This window comes from Candidatus Velamenicoccus archaeovorus (assembly GCF_004102945.1).
GTDB classification, from domain to species: Bacteria; Omnitrophota; Gorgyraeia; order Velamenicoccales; family Velamenicoccaceae; genus Velamenicoccus; species Velamenicoccus archaeovorus.
This window is the reverse complement of sequence record NZ_CP019384.1, coordinates 1,759,346-1,779,945: the sequence shown is the minus strand read 5'-3', so window position 1 is coordinate 1,779,945 and position 20,600 is coordinate 1,759,346. Positions and strand designations below refer to the sequence as shown.

At 54.1% G+C, this 20,600-nt stretch carries 7 protein-coding genes; all 7 read left to right on the top strand.

Annotation, left to right across the window (positions count from 1 at the left end; all coding sequences use genetic code 11):
- Window positions 1-59 precede the first annotated feature (59 nt).
- The 7 genes from BU251_RS08235 (at window position 60) to BU251_RS08205 (ending at window position 20,591) form a co-directional block, all read left to right on the top strand.
- Entirely contained in the window at window positions 60-1,442 is a 1,383-nt protein-coding gene (locus BU251_RS08235; protein WP_128700703.1) for a sensor histidine kinase, read from the top strand.
- Between the two features lie 4 nt (window positions 1,443-1,446).
- Window positions 1,447-2,100, top strand: a complete 654-nt coding sequence (locus tag BU251_RS08230; protein ID WP_164908934.1) for a response regulator — start codon at window positions 1,447-1,449, stop codon at window positions 2,098-2,100.
- Window positions 2,101-2,405: 305 nt separating this feature from the next.
- Window positions 2,406-3,272 (top strand): transposase, encoded by an 867-nt coding sequence (locus BU251_RS08225; RefSeq protein WP_164908933.1) that lies wholly within the window; start codon window positions 2,406-2,408, stop codon window positions 3,270-3,272.
- Between the two features lie 488 nt (window positions 3,273-3,760).
- Complete coding sequence (locus tag BU251_RS08220; protein ID WP_164908932.1) at window positions 3,761-6,031, top strand: DUF2341 domain-containing protein; 2,271 nt, start codon at window positions 3,761-3,763, stop codon at window positions 6,029-6,031.
- A gap of 48 nt (window positions 6,032-6,079) precedes the next feature.
- Window positions 6,080-6,367 (top strand): hypothetical protein, encoded by a 288-nt coding sequence (locus BU251_RS08215; RefSeq protein WP_128700700.1) that lies wholly within the window; start codon window positions 6,080-6,082, stop codon window positions 6,365-6,367.
- A 43-nt stretch (window positions 6,368-6,410) separates the two neighbouring features.
- Window positions 6,411-6,932, top strand: coding sequence for a hypothetical protein (locus tag BU251_RS08210; RefSeq protein WP_128700699.1), 522 nt, complete (start codon window positions 6,411-6,413; stop codon window positions 6,930-6,932).
- 12 nt (window positions 6,933-6,944) lie between these two features.
- Window positions 6,945-20,591: a DUF2341 domain-containing protein gene (locus BU251_RS08205; RefSeq protein WP_128700698.1), complete on the top strand. Its 13,647-nt coding sequence runs from the start codon at window positions 6,945-6,947 to the stop codon at window positions 20,589-20,591.
- Window positions 20,592-20,600 lie beyond the last annotated feature (9 nt).

Genomic DNA, 20,600 nt, shown 5'->3' with positions numbered 1-20,600 from the left:
CCTGCCGATCCTTCGCGGCCATCTCGTTTTTGTATTAGCAGAAGCGAGCTTATCCGTTTATGGAACAATTCCGCTTTTCCAGAAAATTTTTGGATTGGGGCGTGATGCTCGGCTTCGCCGGGTTGTTATGTCTTATCGTGGCCATTGGATTCGTCGGGATCCGTCAGGTCGCGGCGTTGAACCGCATCGCGGTGTCCCTGGCGCGCGTTGACATTCCTCTTCAAAACACCATTTTTGAGATGAGGATCGCGAATGCCCGCTATATGATGGCTATCCGGAATTATCTTTTTTGGCACGATGCCCGTTATCTGGAAGCGGCCGGGATCGTCCAGCGCCAAGACTCGGTGCAATCGGCATCGAAGAATTTCGAGACGTATCTGGCGGCCTATTTTTCTTTGGTTTCTTCTCCCGAGCAGCGCCAGTGGGGCGAGACGGTGCGTGCAAGCGAAGAGGAGTTTCTTAAACTCGGAGACAGCATCGTCTCCCGGGCGGACAATCTGAACCGCCTTGCTTCGGAGAATGAGAAGGCGCAGTCCCGTCAGGTCCTGGACCGGATCCAGCGGGAACTGGAGAGCAAGCTTTTCTGGATCGATGCGTTCCTTGAGAATCCCATGCAGCGCGATATTCTCCAGAGGCTTGATCGTAAGCTCGAGGCGGCGGAGGCGGAACGCCGCCGGGCCGTCACCCTCCTGGTATGGTCTTTGGCGATAGCGATCTTGCTTGGTTTGGCAACGGCTTATCTGACTTACCGGCGCATGAAACAGGACCAGCGCCACAGGGAAGAGCTGTGGCGCCGGTTTGTCACGGCGCAGGAAGAGGAGCGCAACAATCTTTCTTTGCAGATCCACGACGAGATGGGCCAGGACTTGAGCGCCCTCAAGATTTACCTGGGGCTGCTGGAAAAAGAAGCGCCGGGCGATCCGTCCGAGACAAAAGAGAAGATCGAGAAGGCCAAGGCGATCTTGGATGCCCTGATGAACAAGACGCACAATATTTCCACGATCTTGAGGCCGCCGGAGATCGACGAGGTAGGTTTGCTGCAGAGCATCAACGGCCTGGCCGTCCAGAACAAGGAGATCACGCAGGCCCATTATACGTTATCGATGCCTCCGGAGGAGCCGGCGATCTCGGCGGAGGAAAAATTGGTTCTTTACCGCGTCGTTCAGGAAGCCTTGACGAATATCGCCAAGTATTCCCAGGCCCGCCATATCGATATCCTCTTGGGACAGGACGACAAGAGCGTGTTGTTGACCATCGCGGACGACGGGATAGGATTTAATCCGGAGGCGCAGCAGGCGCGGCCGGCACGGCGCAAGGAAGATAAGCTGAAGCTTGGGCTGCGGGGGCTAAGAGAGCGCATCGAGCTTTTGGATGGAGAGCTCCGCGTTCATTCCGTGCCTGGAGAGGGCACCCGGCTTGAGGTCCGTCTGCCGATCCATTGAGGACATGAAGACACATACTATTTTTATCGTTGACGATCACGATATCATCCGCGAAGGGATCAAGGCGATCCTGCGGCGGCAGCCCGAATATGAAGTCGTCGGGGAGGCCAGGGACGCGGAGACGGCGTTGGACAAAATACGCCCCCTGAAACCCGATATCCTCCTGTTGGACATCACCATGCCGAAAAAAACGGGCCTCGAGATCATCGAAGATGTGCTGAGGATCAGCCCTTCGACAAAAATCCTCATCATCAGCGTGCACAAAGCCAATGCCTATGTCATGAAAGCCCTGCAGTCCGGCGTGAAGGGATATTTGAGCAAGGAGAACGCGGCGGACGATCTCCCTCAGGCCCTGCGCAAGATCGTCTCCGGGCAGGTCTATCTGGACGCCCAGGCTTCCGATTATCTGCTTAAAAAAGTTTCCGGCCCGCAGGAAGAGACGCAGGGCCCCGGCCTCTTGACCGAAAGAGAGCTGGATGTCCTGCGGCTGGTGGCGGAGAGCAAGGCCGCCAAGGAGATCGCGTCCCTGCTTTCCCTGAGCCCCCGGACGGTCGAAAATTACAAAAACAACATGCTCAAGAAACTCGGACTTCACCGCACCAGCGACCTCATCAAATACGCCATCAAGAACAAGATCGTCGATATCGAAGATTTTTGAACGCTCATTTCCGCTAATGAGACAAAATGGGACAGACCCATTCAGTCTCATTATGAAGACTAGGACAATTCCCACTCCCTGATTCTTCCTTTTCAACGTCCTCAATCAGGCTTCCCAAGTATCAATTAATGAGACTTTAAGGCCAGACCTTAAAGTCTCATTAAGAAGCTCCAAGTTACCTTTTAGCTCCCCTATTTCTTCCCTCACCTAAAAACAGAAAAGCATTAAGACAAACTAGTTCCAATATGATTATCTGTAATGAGACAAACAGGTCTGGCCTTAAAGTCTCATTAAGAAAGGGAGCTATGGATATTTTGCAGGGGTTAAGCGAAGGGGAGATAAGACGGCAATTGACAATACGTCAACGTATCATTTTTGAGGGAGCTGTTTATCATATAACGCAGAGGGCTCCTGGTACGGAGCGTATCTTCTTGGAAGAAAACGACTACTTGTATTTTTTGAAAATTCTTAAAGATATCGCTCAGGAATTTCACGTTAAACTTTTTTCTTTCACTCTTCTTACAAATCATCTCCATCTTCTTCTACAGATTACCCAAAAAAATTTGTCATCCGCCATGAAAAACTTATTTGAGCGTTATGCCATGTACTTTAATGAGAAATACCAGCGTAAGGGACATGTTTTTTGCGGGAGATTCAGGGCATCGCTTTGTAATGATGATGCTTATTTTCTTGCGATTTCAGTTTACATACACCTCAACCCATGTCGCGCGGGTTTATGCAAAGATTTCAGGAGTTATCGCTGGAGTTCCATCCGGTTGTTTACAGATATTACTGCGGCGACCTTTGTTGATTATCAACAGATTCTTTCCATGATAGACCAGGATATTCACCGGGCGCGCCAGAAATATCAACAGATATTGTCAGATAGCCTGCTTCATATTGAGAGTTGCGGCATTTCAGGAACGCTGTCGTTAAAGCGTGTGGCAGGACAGATCGGGGAGGTCATTCAAAAAATCACCAAGCGGCATGAAGAAAAAAATTTGGAAGCGATGGTTGAAAAAATCAAGTCAAAGCAAAGAATGAGAAAAATCGAAGAGCGGGATGCGAGAAAATACGCCATTGGACAGTTATTGGCCAACGGGTATACACCCGCAGAGATAGAGAAAATGCTGGGGATAAGCCGGGCCACATTCTACCGAACAATTGCGTAATGAGACTTTAAGGTCTGGCCTTAAAGTCTCATTAAGGCGGTAGCGGGGGTAATCTTTGCTGAATTTCGCGGTTTCCAATAGAGTAGTTTGTGCAATAAGAATGTATATTAATACGGGTTTATCTTTCCGGCGGTTTCAGGTACATTTATTGTGGAAAATGGCTAGGTGTAAATAGACAGGCTTGATATGCAGAGATTTAAGTATTTGTAAATCAATAAGTTATGTTTCTAAAATAGAAATTTGACGGCAAGGATTATGTTGATTTTGGATTCAAGGAAGTTTACGGCGTTTGTCAAGGGGGATGCTCGAAAAAAAGTATGCGCAAGGCACTCAAGGCAAGCGGACTAAAGGCGGCCAAGAAGATTTAAGGCCCGGCAAAGGACAGGAAAATGACAATAGCGTATTTTAAAACAATGGCAACGGCGGTGCAGAGAAGGCATTTCGGGCCTTGCTTGCAATGTTCACCGGCCGTCAATGGCGCTCGGCGCATGGAAAGAGTTGATTTTTCGCCAGCGTTTGCTACAATAAATTCCAAGAGTGAATTTAAGGAGGCATTCGTCCACAAAAGTGAAGCCCTGATGAATATGCATGGATTACAGGAAGGCCTCGATCATCACGGCGCGTCATCTTCCCTGAAACAAAAAAAACTTAATGAGACTTTAAGGTCTGGCCTGTTTGTCTCATTAAGAAAATGCGGCACCCTGAGATTTTTCTCAGGGTGTTTTGTTTTTCTGTTTTTCTTTTCTTCTGCGGTGTGCGTTTCTTTCAATGCCGAAGGGGCCATGGCCGCCTCCGATTTGATCGCTTATCAATCGCCGTTTGTCTGGCGCACGGACGGCAGGGGCGATTTTCTTCTTCCCGTCATCGCCGAAAAGATGGAATACATCAGCCAGCCGGTGAATGTCAACGGTGTGGTTACGTCCCTGACGGCGAGTTGGGAGGCGACGGGTCCCGTGGCCTTGCTGGTGAGCGCGGATGCGGGGCTTCATTACACGCCCGTTGTCAACGGCGTTCCGGTGAGCTCCGAGCTTGTGAAAGGCGAGGCGTTGAAATGGAAGGCCGTCCTGGGCGCAGAAACGGCTTTGTTGGAGGTGACGCTTGCTTTTGCTACCGAGAACGGTATCGCCGGCACTTTCGGCGAGCCCGCGCTTTCCAGGTTCCTCTACAGGAAGCCGTTCAAGATATCGGGTTCTTCCTCGGGTGCGCTTTACAATTACCAGCTCATGGTGCGTGTGGGCGAGTCTTCAGGGTCGGCCTCTGCAGACATTGTCTGCGACGGCCACATTTTAGCGGATTTCAATGATATCCGGTTTACGTCGGCCGACGGCGAGACGCTCCTGCCCCATGCATTGATCAGCATAGAAGGAAAGAAGCCGAACCGGACAGCCGCCTATTTTGTCCGTTTCCCTGAAATCCCCAAAGACGGCATTAAGGCATTCCTGTATTACGGTAACCCTGTGGCGATGTCGCTTTCTTCCCCGGCGGATACATTCGATTTTTATGAAGATTTTACGTCACTCAAGGGATCTCTGGCTCCGGAGAAGTGGTCGGTGACGCTTGGGACAGGCGGCAGCGCCCAGGCGGCTCCGGAGGGGCTTCTGCTCGACGCCGCGGCCGTCTCGGCCAAGACCTTTGAGTTCAAGGAGGGCATCATTGAGTATGTGGCCGCCGCCCAGACAGGTTATGAGACGCGGCTGATTGCGCGCGACCCCGACCCGGCATCGGCGATGGACGCGACGCTTGTCGCCTACGCCTCGGCGTTGGACGGTGCCCAGCACTGCCTGGTCGTCGACAATATCGTCAAGGCCAATACGCCCGCACCCATCGTTGCGGGCGTTTATTATGGCTATCGCCTGACCGCGGACAAGAACAATCTGCTGACCTTTGAACGCTACGACGCTAACTTCTCCAAAAAGCAGGCCGCGGTGAGCTATCAGGACACGGAAGGCCCTGCCAAGGGGTTCGTGGCGCTGAAGACCACGGGCGTGGGTCTGGGCAGGAGCCTGACCAAGTTCCTGTGGATCCGCGCGCGCAAATATGCCAGCCCAGAACCCAGGGTTGATGTTTCCGCCCCGGCCGCCGAAGAAACGCCGTCCTTACCTATATTCCACCATATCGTCCTGGATGCCAAAAAGAACCTCGTCCTCGAGGCGTCCGCCAAGTCGGGCTATTACATCATTCCGGGGATCAAGACGGATTACCTCATCCGCATCATCGTGCCCGCATGGGAAGGCCAAGGAGCCAGCGTTGATGTTTCAGCCGACGGCGGCAAAAATTATAAAAAAGACTGCGTGAATGACGCCTATTATTATGTTTCCAAGGGCGACTTTTCTGCCGGACAGACCTTGCGCGGCCGCATCAATCTCAAAAAGGAAACCGATGCAGCGCCTTACATGGCGTATGCCTCGTTTTCCTACAGGCCGGGTAACATCGTGCTGTTGGGCCCCAATGGCGGCGATTCTGTCACGGCCGGCTCGCACGTCATCACGTGGACAGCATGGGACTATGAGTCGTCTTACCCCATGAAGCTGGAGTATTCGTCTGATGCCGGCAAGACTTATCAGTCCGTATCGGAAAGGGTCGCCAATACGGGATCTTATCTCTGGACCGTTCCCCAGGTGACGACCGATCAGGCCCTGGTGAGGATCTCCGATGCTTTTGACAAGACGGTTTCCGATACGTCCGATGGCGTATTTTTTATAGAGAAGAAAACGGCGGAAAAGAAGGGGGCCGCCGTAAAAGGTGTCGGCGGTTTTTAATCGAGACGCAGAATGCGGCAAAGATCAGACCTTTCATTGAGGTGAAAAATGAAGATGGAGCCTAAATCATTAAGGTATATCGCGGCAGGTGTTCTGGTTGTGGTTTTCGGCGTTGCGCTCTTTTTCATCGGCAGGACGTCCGGGGCGGCGCGCAGACCCTCGGATGCTTCGCTCGAGCAGGAATTCAGCCAAAAATTAAGCGTGGAGAGAGAACGGATAAAGAAAGACCTGGACGAGAAATACCGCGCCGACATGGTTTCCTACGAGGCCATGGCCAAGAGACTCCAGATGGAAAAAGACAAGGTCAAGGAGCTGGAAGAAAAGGCGAAAAAATAGAAGTGTCGGGGAGCAAGGAGAGTTTTTAGGAAAGGTCAAGGATATGAAGAAGCTAATCGCCATCACGCTGGGTCTCATCTTTCTGGGCAGCCCGCTCTGTCTTTCGGATGCGGCGGCCGGGGCGAAGACGCGCATCGTCAGAGGGGGAGGGGTGGAGGTGAGGGTCCCGGACAACTTTCCTCCTGAGATCATCGGCGGAGACAAGAGGGATGGCTACATCAAGCTCGATGTCAGGGGGCAGCAGGGGATGTGCGACGATTTTTTTGAAATACACTGGTCGAACAAGGAATTGAGCTATCAGGACATATTGTCCAAGGAAGGCTATACTTTTTTATTTGAGACGCCGCTGGAGGGGCTCAAGGCCAAGGTTTCGGGAGCCGAGGTGGATTTTGCCGAGGTCGTCATGAGGATCAAAGATCCAAACGGCGAGGTCAAAGAGCAGAATTTCCTCCTGGCCGGTTTTTATTGCAAAAAGACCGGGAGGCATTTCCTGGCCCTGGCCTTTTTGAACACATTGCCGCATCTGGAATTCGTGAATGTGTTGAAGACATTGAAGTGCAGTTAACGGGAGAAGAAGATGAAAGGCCCGGTTTTGATGAAAACTGGATGTGACCAAGACACCCGCAGGCAGCATCCTATGCCGGCGATGGAAGGATATTGCCATGCATCCGCCAGGGTGATGCGGCCAGGGGTGTTGGGCCTTGTGTTGGCCGGGATGTTCGTCCTGGGGCAGGCGGTTTTGTGCATAAACATGTCCTTTGCCGCCGATCAGTACAACAAGTTCGAGCAGAGCGATTGGCGCGGGGGCGCATCGGCAGATAATGCCACAGACCCGGCCAACAAGACCGGCTGGACAAAATATTCTTCCGCCGGCGCAAATGTGGACACCGTTTCGTCGGCCGGCGTGAAGCTGCTCCCCAATCCTTTTTCCCTCACCGATGACACGGATGCCGATTTTGCCGAGGGGAGCGGCACCAATACCATTGTCGCCGGCACAGGCTCTGCGGCCACCCTCGGCCTGAACACGGTTTATCAGGATCCCTTCTGCAGCGCCCTCGGCGAATGGGCCAACCTGCCTTTTACGCCTTACATGGGCGCGGTCGCCCCCTTGACGCGGGCCGGCAATTACATCTATTCCCTCTGGGTCTCCTGGGGGAACAACATGTCTTTCATGCGCTGGTCCATTGCGGACGAAAAATGGGAGATGATGGCGGACATCCCCATGTCTGTGGGCCTCGGCGCGGCCTTGGCTTATGACGGCAACGACGTCATTTATGCTTTGGTCGGCGGCAACCGCAAGGAATTTTACGCCTATCAGATCTCCACCAATACGTGGTATGCGAAGAAAAACATCTCGGCCGCCGTCGGCTACGGCGGGGCCCTGGTCGTCGTGCCCTCCATCAGCAAGGCCTTTGCTTTTTGCGGCAATGGGTCCTCGGTCTTTTACCGTTACAACATACCCACGGGTATCGCAGAGGCTGGTTCGTGGTCTGCTGTCGAGTCCACGCCTTTTGCCGTCGGCATAGGCGCATCCCTGGTGTACCCGGGGTCTGGAAACCTGGTCTATGGTTCGGCCGGCGGCGGTTCGACCTCGTTTGCCAAATTCGACGTGAATGCTTCTTCCAACGCGTGGGTCAGCTTGCAGAATTGCCCGTTTGCCTTGTCATGGTATTCGGATGTGGTGTGGCCCGGGACAGGGGATTATCTCTACGCCTGGAACGGCGGCAGCAGGTATTTTGCAAGGTATTATATTTCTTCGGACACTTGGGAAAGCTCTTATTATACCTCCACGCTTTCCAAAGACATCGAAATGCCTGCTTTGCCTTTTACCATCTACAGCCGGATGTATCTTTATGACCCTGATGGGGGCGGCACAGAGCTCAGGCTTTTAAGCAATCACAGCTATAGCTCGACTTATCGCTATTATCCAGCGACCAAAAAATGGCGCGAAGAGTCATATCCCCGTTCCAGCGGTTATTGGGGCGCAGATGCGGTTTATGTGGCTTCGGAAAATGCCATTTACTACATCCCAGGCAACGGCTATAAATATTTCTATAAGTATTATTTGACCTTTACTCCATTTTCTTCGTCTAATACAGCTGTGGCTTATCAATGGGAAAGGCTTTCTGATGCCACCTTCGCCGGCAATACGTCAGGTATTTATGTAGGAGGGGGCTTGGCTTATAAACCGGGAGATACCTATATTTATTGCATGCAGGGATATTACCAGAATGGATTCAGCAGGTATAACCTGACGACCAAAGCCTGGGAACAACTGGCGCCTCTTCCGCAAAAGGCTTATTGGGGCGGCACCCTTGTGGTCGCAGGGAATTTTGTTTATGCCACAGGCGGCTACAATCAAGACACGGGAGCCTATACTAATAATCTTTATCGCTATAAACCGCAAAACGATACCTGGCAAAGTATCAGTCTCTGTCCTTTTGGTAATTTTTACTATGGCGCGTGCTCGGTCTATCCTGGCTCGGGCGATTATATCTATTTCTTGCGCAGCAATTCTAGGACAGTATTTATGACTTATCAAATCTCAACCGATACTTGGACCCAAAAAGCAAATTTGCCGGATATGTATCCAGGCTATGGCGGAAAGTTTGTTTATTCTTCTAGCGAGAATGCTATCTATTATCTAAACGGCCATGACGGTAGCCTCTATTATACGGGTTTTGCCAAATACGATATTGCTACCAATACTTGGCAGAGTCTTCACGCGCCCATTTTTCAATACACGCAGATAGCGGCCTGCGCCAGCGACACAAATCTCTATCACATCGGTACACAATATGCCTCTGGAGTCGAGACCTATGTTTTCAGCACAGGCCAGTGGAAGAATGAGATTGTCAACGCCCCTTATGCCACATCGCGCCTCAACTTCGGCAGTGTCGTCAAAAAAGGGGATTATGTTTATTTGTTCATGAACTACCGCACGAACTATGCCTGGAAGTATTCCCTCACCCAGAACAAATGGGTCAACCTGATAAAACTGCCTTTTGTCACTTCTGGTACGGGGCATAGGGCGGTTTATCCAGGCACAGGCGACTACATCTATGTTTCCGAAGGCAATATGTCGAGGAATTTCTGGAAGTATAATACGGCAACCGGCACCTGGACGCAATTGGCGTCTTCTCCTTACATGTTCTTCTGGAGCGCGAGGATGGTGGCTGACGCCAGCGGCATCTATGTCTGTCCCGGCTATTATAATTCCTCGATCTTCCTGAAATTCAACGACGATGCCTACGGCGGTTCCTGGACGACCCTGCCCAATATGCTTGAGTCGGCGTATTCGGAAGGCAACGGCATGTGCATCATCTCAAGCGGTTCTTATAAAGGTATCTATGTCCTTAAACAGTCCGGCACCACAAAATTCACCAAGTTCAATCTGGACGACGAGACGTGGGGCTACTTGGCTGATGCGCCATGGGCCATCTCGGATTACGGCAGCCTGGTTTATCCGGGCTCAGGCGATTTCATTTATTGCTTGAAAGGGAGCGGCAGGGATTTTGCCAAATACTCTTTGAGCACCAATACATGGACGATCCTGACAGACGCCTCTATCTCCGTCGGCGGCACCTCTGGCGGTTTTTATCCGGGCACAGGGGACCTTTTGTATTTTTATCTGGGTGTCAACCACGGTAACTTGGGTGTGAATTTCAACAGGTATTCCATCTCCACAAACAGGTGGGATGAGCCCATCCAGTTCCCGGCGAGTAATTCCTACGGTTCCCAGATCTGCGCCATGCCTTCCGGAGAAGAGATCTTCTATATGCGCGGAGGGTCCAACGAATTTTACAAATACAATATCACCAATTCCGTCTGGTATACGTTGAATCCGCCGCCGTCGTCGGTTACAACCGATGCCCGCGCCGTTTATCCGGGTTCCGGCGATTATATCTATGTGACCAGGGGCACCGGCTATTACGATATCTGGGCCTATTCGGTCAGCACAGACCTGTGGACGAACCTGGCTGTGCCGCCGGCCACATTTTCCACAGGCCAGACCCTGGCGTATCGCGACGGCTATCTTTATGCCATGAGGGGCGGCTCAACCATAACGTTCTGGCGCTACTCCATCGCCGGCAACAATTGGAAAGAATATGCGACCACGCCCACCGTTGTTTCCCGCGGTTCGAACCTGATCAATCCGGGAACGGATAAATATCTGTATGCCACGGCCGGCGGCGGCTCCGTCGCTTTTTGGCGTTATAACGCGGACACCACCGATACCACGACGACAGACGGCGACTCGGCCTACAACACCTGGGAATCGCTTGCACCTCTGCCCCTGCCCAGCATGGGGGGTGTTCTTTTCAGCCCGGGTTTTGGAGACTATATCTATTACTTTGTTTCCTATAATTACGATCTTTCCTACGGGACGAATTATTTCTACCGTTATTGCATTTCGACGAATACCTGGGACACGCGGCCGGACCTGCCTTTTGTCCTCAACGGCCAGGCGGCCGCCATGTATCCGGGCACCGGGGATTATATCTATCTCTCCAGCGGCTACGGCACCTCGTCTTTGATGAAATACCTCCTGTTCTCATCCGGCATATATATTTCGGACATCAAGGAGATCGGCAACAATGCCAGTCTCGCCAATGTGAGCTGGGTCAACAACGGCCTGGGCCAGATAGACATTAAAGTGCGCACCGGCAAAAAATTCGACCTCTCGGACGCCCTGGCCTGGTCTTATGTGGACAAGACGGTCAAGAACGCCGACCTTTCCGCTTATGCCGGAGTCAACGACGGCGATCAATACCTGCAATACTACATCAGATTTTTCTGTTATGATTTGACTCAGGTTCCCCTAATGGATAAAGTCACCATCGGCTGGACCAAGTATCCCTTGAGCCAGGAATTGGTTTCTTCGCCGTACAACACGACCTATGCCACCAACCGTTTGAGGAATATCTCTTGGACCGCGACACTGCCTGCCGGCACCGACGTGCGTTTCCAGGTGCATACTGCGCCGGACGACAATGGAGAGCCGGGGACATGGGGGCCGTGGTATGGGCCTGCCGGCATCCAGCAGATCCCCTATGAATTCACCAACAAGGAGGAATATGCCAATACGTCGGAGGTCGTGGTCAGCAACGGCACAGCCAAGCTCTCCAAGGTCCTGCAGGATTATCTCTATCGTCAGAAGGTCATCATAGACAACACGTCAGGGGCCACGGCCTATACCGATTGCACCATCAGGGTCGAGGTACCCTCGGCCAACATCGATTTCTGGAACCATATTTCCAGCGATGGTTCTGACATCCGTTTTGTGGATTCCGACGGAAAGACGCCTTTGAAATACCGCGTTGTCGGTTTCAGTAAGAACAAAAAGACCGCCACCTGCTGGGTCACGGTGCCGACCATTCCCCTGGGCGCGGCCAAGACCATCTACATCCTTTACGGCAAGTCAACTGCCACCACAGAGTCTGATCCTACATTGGCCGAGTCTTTGATCGGGACGGACTTTTATGCCTTCATGTTCGCCTTCTTCGACATCGTCACCACCGACGCGCCTAACCGTGTCACCATCGAGAAGCTGGATTCTTCAGGCCAGGTCATTGCGTCGTCATACCGCGATTTTACCGCTGTCGGAGAAAAACAAAGATATGACGATACCGACCTGACGGTCTACCACGTTACCTCCCAGAAGCCGATCACCATCTTTACCTCTGCCATTGAGCCGGCTTCCTACTACGACGACGATTTTTACACGGTTTGCGGCAATGACCTGTGGCTGTGGATGCCGTCGAACAACTACGACGGCGATGTGATCATTACCGCGTATAACGACGATACCCAGGTAACGATCACCGACTACGGCCTGGGAGACGACACCCAGAGCATCGCGCTCGACAAGGGCAATTTCTGGTTTGGCTGGAACCGGGTGGATTCCCGCGGCGAAGTCTGGCATATCGAGGCCACCAAGCCCATCACCGTCATGGCAGGGTTGATCAATCACGGTGAGGCTTCGGAACAGATCCGCTCCCCTGACATGCAGGAGTATTATTTTTACTGTCCGGATTCCATCATTACGCTGACGGCCTATGAAGACGGCACCAATATCATCATTGACAACCTGGACAGCACAACCGGCGACTATAGCGGGACATTGAACAAAGGGCAGAGTTATAAACACCTGCCCAACGGCGGGACCGGCGCTTTGAGCATGCGGACCTATGTTTCCGCGGACAAGCCGATATGCGTCGTGGCAGACGATTCGGGCGGCGGCAAAGGCCAGATCTACCAGAGCGCCGATACCCTGGTGGGCGTAGGCAAGGAATATTACATCAATACCGCGGCGACGAGATATTTAAGGCTGGTGGCCCTTGAAGACGGCGGCACCAGCGTTACGATCACCGGCGACATCAGCCCTTCTCCGAGTTACGTCAGCCTGGGCAGCAAGGGGAGCTCGACAGCCGTGGACCCCGGCGCGACTTGGAGGAACCTGCAGGTGGTGGGCGACAAGAGGTTCGCTTTATACACCTATAACAGCTACTCGGAAGCCATCACGCCGGTGTTCAAGATCGCGGAATTCAATTACCGCATGTCCACGTACATGTTGGCGGAAGAGACCGCGGCAACCAGCGGCAATCCCCAGCTTTCCGCGTGGCAGTATAAGGAGACGCTGAACATCGACAACACGGCCAATGACGCGGCATTGGCCGATTTCCAGGTGTCTGTGGACATAGACAAGAGCCATAAGGATTTCTGGAGCCATGTCAAGAGCGACGGGTCCGACGTGCGTTTTGTCGACAGCGACGATACGACGCTCCTGCCTTATTACCTGGATACCTTCAGCACCACGGAACAGAAGGCGCGCTTCTGGATCAAGCTTCCCACGCTTTCCAATACGGCCAAACAGACCGTTTATATGTATTACGGCAATCCCGCGGCCGTCAGCCAGAGCAACGGAGACAATGTCTTTGAATTCTTCGACAGTTTCGACGGCGGGCTGGACAAATGGGACACGCAGTATTGCAACCTGGTGACCGTGTCGAGCATCTTCGGCATGGACAGCTCGACCTTGACCATCGCCACGGGCACGACGACACCATCCACTGACGTGGTCATCCCTTCGGGGATCATCTCCGGCCGGACGTATGACTGGAATTGGGAGCTGCGTTGGGCCAACGGCGCTTTGGTGCAGGCGCAGGATGTGGTCCAGCCGTTTACCTTGTATTACGGCTTGGTGAGCATGACCGCCGGCCCGTTCATGGTCAAGAGCGTTGTGCCGGGCCAGGTCATCAGCACCCTGGGAGGGACTTTTACCAACAATGAGACATACGATCAGCAGGGCCTCAAGCTCCGTTTCAAATTCACCGACGTAGATTCAGGGGCTGTTTTTGACCAGGTTGACAGCACCACATTCGATCTTCCCCATGGCGCCACGACGACCATCAATAATGCATCCATCACCATGCCCGCAGGCTTGATACAAGGGCACCTTTATTACTGGTCGTGGCAGATATTGAATTCAAATAACAACGTTATCCTTAGCAGCGACTCTGCGCCTGCCGCGCTTTTCAATATCCAGGTCGGTTTTGAGATGACAACGGACCCGACTTTGCCTGAAGCGCCCCTTGTCGGCGGCACGACCCGGTCGGTCAGCGCGACCTTCTCCAACAACAGCGGCATTTCCCTGAACAATCTGATCTGGCGCTTTATTTTGACGGACACCAGCCAGGGCGGCCGCACCGCGGTCAAGGTGGCGCATAACGGTTATTTGCAGGCAAAGACAAATATGGCCCCTAATTATAATATCACCTCGCAGGTTATCTGGCAGACAGCCAACAAGACCGGCCAGCATTTCGTGGGCATCTGCGACCCCAACGCCAAATATGCGACGAGCCAGGGGACATCCAGCTACCTGGCAGGCTACAACGTCTTGATGTGGAACAACGGTTATTTCTACGACGAGTCCGGAGACGGTTATACTTCCTGGGAATCCATCCGCATGGCTTATACGGCCACGATGTGGAACACGGAAAAAATGACGTGGACCCCGCACAATCCGGGCGGGACGCCTCCGACGAGCGGCAAGGTCGTTTTTGAATTGTCCAGCGGCGACAAGCTGACGTACAATGCCGGCTTTGTGGCAGGCCCGAACCTGTCCATCAAACCGACGGTCAGGTCGGCCAAGGACGCTATTTTTATCGACAAGTTCATGGTTTACAAGAGCGCCACCGTTGCTCCTTACGTAGGTTTTGTCTACAGCGAGACAGCCAACCCCACGGGCATGGAGGTTTATTACAAGACCAATCCGACGATCCAGCCGATTTTGGGTGTTTTCTATGACAATAACCTCGTGGATTTCACCGACGTGATCACGACGCCGACGAATACGAGCATCAAGTACCAAGTCTCCTCCGACGGTTATAACTGGTATTGGCATGACGGCACCAAGTGGACTCTTGTGAGCGCCGGCTTAAACCAGGCCAATACCTCGGTGGAGATCAGGGCCCACCTGGTTGATTACGTGACTGCTTTCCCCAAGGGAGAATTCTGGTACCGGGTGTATCTCAGTTCCAGCGACGGGGTCTATACACCGGAGCTCGACAAGGTCACCATCACGACGACCACGGATCCGACATATTATGTGGCGCCCGCCGGCAGTCTCATCAATGTTTTGAACCGGGACGCCGAGGATGACCAGTGGTTCCAGTATAGGGTCCTCCTGAGTTCCGTGGGGCAGGATACGCCGATCTTGACGAAAGCGGGCGTCGAATACATCAAGTCTTTCATCACGGTGACGGCGCCCAACGGCGGTGAGACCATAAATTCCGGCTCGACGGCCACGATCACCTGGAACGCGCAGGCGATCGACGGCAACACGGGAAAGGTGAAGATACAATATTCGACGGACAACGGCGCGACCTATCCCAACACGATCGTCAGCAATCTTAACAACACAGGCACTTACAGTTGGCTTGTGCCGGACAATCCCAGCCAGACCGCAAAGATCAAGATCGTTTCCGAAGATTTCCCTCTTGTCTACGATGAGTCGGATGCCAGCTTCAGGATATTGTCCCTGGAGGTGAGCTCTCCCAACGGCGGAGAGATCTGGGAGGTCGGCAAACCGCACGGCATCACATGGTTTGCCTCGGGCACGCTGGCGCACGACCTGACGATCAAGTATTCCATCAACGGCGGGACGACCTGGAGTCTGGTGTCAAACAACAGGCCGCCCAGCCCGGCCATATATACGTGGACGGTCGCCAATACGCCGTCGGACACCGTCAGCCTGAGGATCTATGATCCGTTGAACGAGAACATCACGGACACATCGAACCAGCTGTTTGCCATCGTTCCGGCGCCCAAGATCACGGTCAATTCGCCCGTGCAGGGCGACGTGTGGAAAGAAGGGTTGACGAAGACCCTCTCCTGGACGGCCAACCAGAATTGGTTCTGCCCGACGGTGGATATTGAATATTCCAACGACGATTTTATTTCAGATGTGCATGCCATTGCGGCCGGCGTCAGCATCGGCACGCCCGTGGGGAGCAACCCCAACGACGACATCAACGGTTCCTACAACTGGACCGTGCCGAGCGCGTTTTCGGATTCGATGAAGATCCGCGTCAAAGAATCGGCCCTGCCGGCGGACCGCAACGGCCAGCCGCGCGATACGCAGTTGATCATCCAGGGTTTGTCCGGCGTCTTCACCATCGCCGCTCCGACCGTCACCTTCACCGCGCCTGTCTCTTCGGATGTCCTGGTGGCCGGAGAGAATTTCAGAGTCATCTGGATCACCGACGGGACCATCAGCAACGACCTGCTCTTGGAATACTCCAAGGACGGGAGCACGTGGACGACCATCGCCACCGGCGTTTCCAACGAAAACAAGTATTATGACTGGATGGTGCCTCAGGATGCCGTCGGAGACAGCGTCTTGATAAAGATCACCGATAACTCGAATCCGCAGGTCACGGCGACCTCTCCCGCTGTCCAGATCTTGGGATATCCGGCCATCAAAGTCTTGGCGCCCAACGGCACCGAAAACCTGGTCATCGGCGAAACATTCAATATCAAATGGAAGAGCTGGGGCGCCAAATTGCAGTCGGGAGGCAGCGACTATCAGGCCATCAGGCTTCTTTATTCGGACGATAACGGCGTTACCTGGACAGAGATCAACAGCCAGCAGGTCAACGACGGCGATTATCCTTGGGAGATACCGGATGCAGAAAGCAGCCAGTGCTTGGTCAAGGTCGAAGATGCGAGCGACACCCAGATTTCAGACGTTTCCGACGCGGTGTTCACCATCACTATTCCGTCCGTGACCGTGATCACCCCTAACGGCGGGGAGAGTTGGTTTGCCACCGGCAATTACAATGTTACCTGGACGAGCAGGGGGTATGTCAATCCCGATAGCTTGCTGTTGGAATATTCTACGGACGGCGCGACATGGAATACGATCAAGAGCGGCCAGGCCAACACCGGCACTTACACCTGGAAGGTGGCGGACGTGCTCTCCAGCACGGTGCGCGTCCGGATCACGGACGCCCAGCGTACCACGGTCACGGACACGTCGAATAATCCTTTTACGATCAAAGCGCCGACGATCACAGTGGTGTCGCCCAACAACGGCACCGAAGAGTGGGTCGCGGGCCTTGTCAAGGAGATCAAGTGGACCAGCGAAGGTTATGACGTGGGGGCCGTGAGGGACAACATCAATATCCGGTATTCCGCAGACGGCGGCACGAGCTGGCTGGATACGAACTTGCCGTCGGGATCCGCCAACTCCGGCTCCTATATGTGGCTGGTGCCCAGCACGATTTCCAATACCTGCCTTGTCAAGATCTATGATGCCTCCAGGCCGGCAACGGTGGATACCTCCGACCAAAACTTCAAGATCGTCCTGCCGTATGTCCGCGTTTTGACCCCCAACGGCGGGGAGAGCTGGCCTATCGGCACCAAAGACAAGGTCATCACCTTCAGGAGCGTCGGCGACATCTCCAACAACCTCAAGATCGAATATTCCAAGGACAACTTCACCAGCGATTTCCATACCATCGCCACAGGGGTGTCCAAGGGCGAGCTCCAGGAAGACGGTTCTTTCCTCGGTTCTTACGGCTGGGGGGCGACCGGCGACGGCATCCCCGACGATTATTCTTCTTCGGTCAAGGTCAGGGTCACCGACAGCAACTGGCTGGCCATCCACGACGAATCGGACAATTTCTTCACCATCGCTTACCCGATCCTCAAGGTCACGCGGCCCAACGGCGGGGATCTCTTCACCGTCGGTGACGCCGAGAACATCACCTGGACGAACACGGGAAGCGTGGGCAACAGCCTCAAGATCGAATATTCCAAGGACAATTTTGTCACCGACGGCATCCTCATCGCCGACAACGTTCCTAATTCCGGGGAGGGCGGGACCTACAGCTGGACGGTGGTGAATGATATCTCGGCCACAGCGAGGGTCAGGATCACCGATAACAGCAGGCCGTTGATGGTCAACGACAAATCGGACGCCACGTTCAGCATCCTGCCTACGCCGGTGATCACCATCGACAAGCCCAACGGCTCGGAGATCTGGCGCGTGGGCACCAACCAGAACATCACATGGCACGACAACGGCGGCGTCATCTCCAACAACCTGACGCTGGAATATTCCAACGATGTCGGCGCGACCTGGAAGACCATCGCCGCTGGCGTGGCCAATACCGGCGGGTATGTCTGGAAGGTCCCCGATGACGTTCTCGGAGGAGGCGACGGGACCAAGACATATTTGGTGAGGATCACGGATATTTCCCGTCCGACGACGACGGATGTCTCCGACGATGTCTTCACGATCGCCCCGCCGAAGATCACCATCACCAGCCCCAATGGCGGAGAGATCTGGGCCATCAGCGATAAGGCGCCCGTGACCTGGACCAGCGAAGGGGCCGTGTCCGATTCCCTGTCGCTGGAGGTTTCTTGCAGCGGCGGTGCCGAGGGGACGTTCGTTTCTTTGGCGACCGTGACGAACAGCGGGGCCTATCTCTGGGAGATAAAGGATGACAAGGTCACGGTGACGTCGAACGCCATCTTCAGGATCAGGGACATCACGCGGCCGGCGACTTACGATATCTCGGACAAGTCCTTCACCATCGACCCCTTGCCGACCATCACGATCATGACTCCGACGGGCACGGGCGAGGTTTACGTCCTGGGAGACACGACAGACGTCACCTGGACATGGACAGGTCTGTCCATCTCCAATAACCTGATCATCGACATCTCCCTGGACAACTTTGCGACGCACCAGATCATCGCCAGCGGCGTGCCGAACAGCGGCAAATTCGTTTGGAATATCCCCGATTCTACGCTGACGGGCACGACATTGAGATTGCGCATCACCGACGGCAACCGGACGCTGATTACGGACACCACGGACGGGACGTTCAGGATCCGCGGCGGCTTCACCGTGATCACCCCCAACGGCGGGGAAAACTGGGTGGCAAAATCGCCCCAGGCCATTACGTGGTCGACCCGCGGCTACATCCCGAAGGTGAATCTCGACTATACGACGGACGGCGGCCTGAACTGGACGACCATCGTCGCCGGCCTCACCAACAGCAATTCCTATACGTGGACGCTGCCGGACATAAAGTCCAGTACGGTCAAGGTGCGCGTTTCCAACCAGGACGACACGACGGTCAACGACATGAGCGAGGAGGCCTTTAACATCATCTATGCTTCGGTGAAATTCAACGTCCTGGACTTTGATACCTTCCAGCACCTCTCGGAACTCAGCGCCGAAGAGCCGGCCACCGCCTGGAGCACCGGTTACGAGCTGACGTCTCCCGTCACGCGGACGGCGCAGTATCCGTACGGGACCTACACGACCTTCTTCAAGAAAGACGGCTTTATCGACAACAGCGTCAGCTGGACGGCGCCCAAGACAGGGACTGATCCTTATGTGGTCACGCTCTACATGGAAAGCACGGCTTCGGCGCAGGTCAGTTGGGAGGCCATTGCGACGTATAGTTACGCCCCGGCGGACGATTCCTTGAGCGCCGTCGGTTCCCTGCAAAGAAAAGGTAAATTGGTCGGCACCAGGGCCGAGGAGCGGGCACAGATGGGCGCGGCGACCTTCACCATCTATGAGTCCGACGGCGCGACGCTCAGGAAGGAACTCATCACCACGGTCAATGACAGCGGCATGTACGTCTTCCCGATTTACGCCAACACCGATTTCCAGTCGGGCAAGGTGTATCCGGCGACCCTGACGATCCTCTATAATGACGTGGCTTATACGTCGACGGCGAACATCGATGTCGGCAGCGAAAAACTGCAGTATGAATTCTTCACCCAGACGGCAACGCAGCTGGCGGATTCCGTCGAAAAGATAGAACAGGCGGTGGGCACCGGCTTGGCCAAGACAGAGGGGGTCTTGAAAGACAAGATCTCCTCCAGTGAGGAGGCCATCAAGGCGCACACCACCAGCACGGTGGCGGCCACGGAGAAGAAGCTGGATACGTCGATCGACGAAGCCAAGACCCTGACGGAAACCGCCATGAAATCCGAGATCCTCAACCGGGAGAACACCGTCCGTTCGGGCCAGGATTTGATGATCAGGTACAGGACGTATTCCGGCTTGTCTCCCGTCATCGATGTCTATGACGCCAATAACGTCCAGCGGGTCAGCAAGGGCGCGATGATGGAGATCGGCGCGACAGGGATATATGAATACGACCTCACGTTCGTCCTCGGCTGGGGCACAGGCGACTTTACCATCGTCTGCTCTGAAAGCAGCTATGGGACCCTGGATGCGCTGACGCTGACCGTCAGGATGGACGATCTCGAGAGCGTCGCCAGCGACCTTTCGGCGGTCTTGGGCAGCGTCTCGCCGATCAAAGACATGCAGTCGAAGGTGGAGGCGTTTTCCGCGGCATTCCATGTCGTCGAGCAGAATATCCAGAAGGCCTCTGAGGTATTGGCGGGCGTCAAGGGCGGTTCCGAAGCGATCCTTTCGGCAAGCAAGCAGATGGAGACCGTGCACAGGGTCCTCCAGGACATGAGCGACAAGATCCACAAGATGAGCACGTCCACCGACATGCAGAATATCGAGAGGCTCTACGAAGTCTCCGAGAAGGGCGCCCAGAACATCGATTACCTCCGCAACAAGACCCAGGAGCTCAAGGCCCTCATGCTTTTGAATCAGAAGATGGTTGAGAACGTCGCCAAAGAAGAGCCTGTCGTGCAGACGTGGTATGAGTACTCATGATGAGGCATG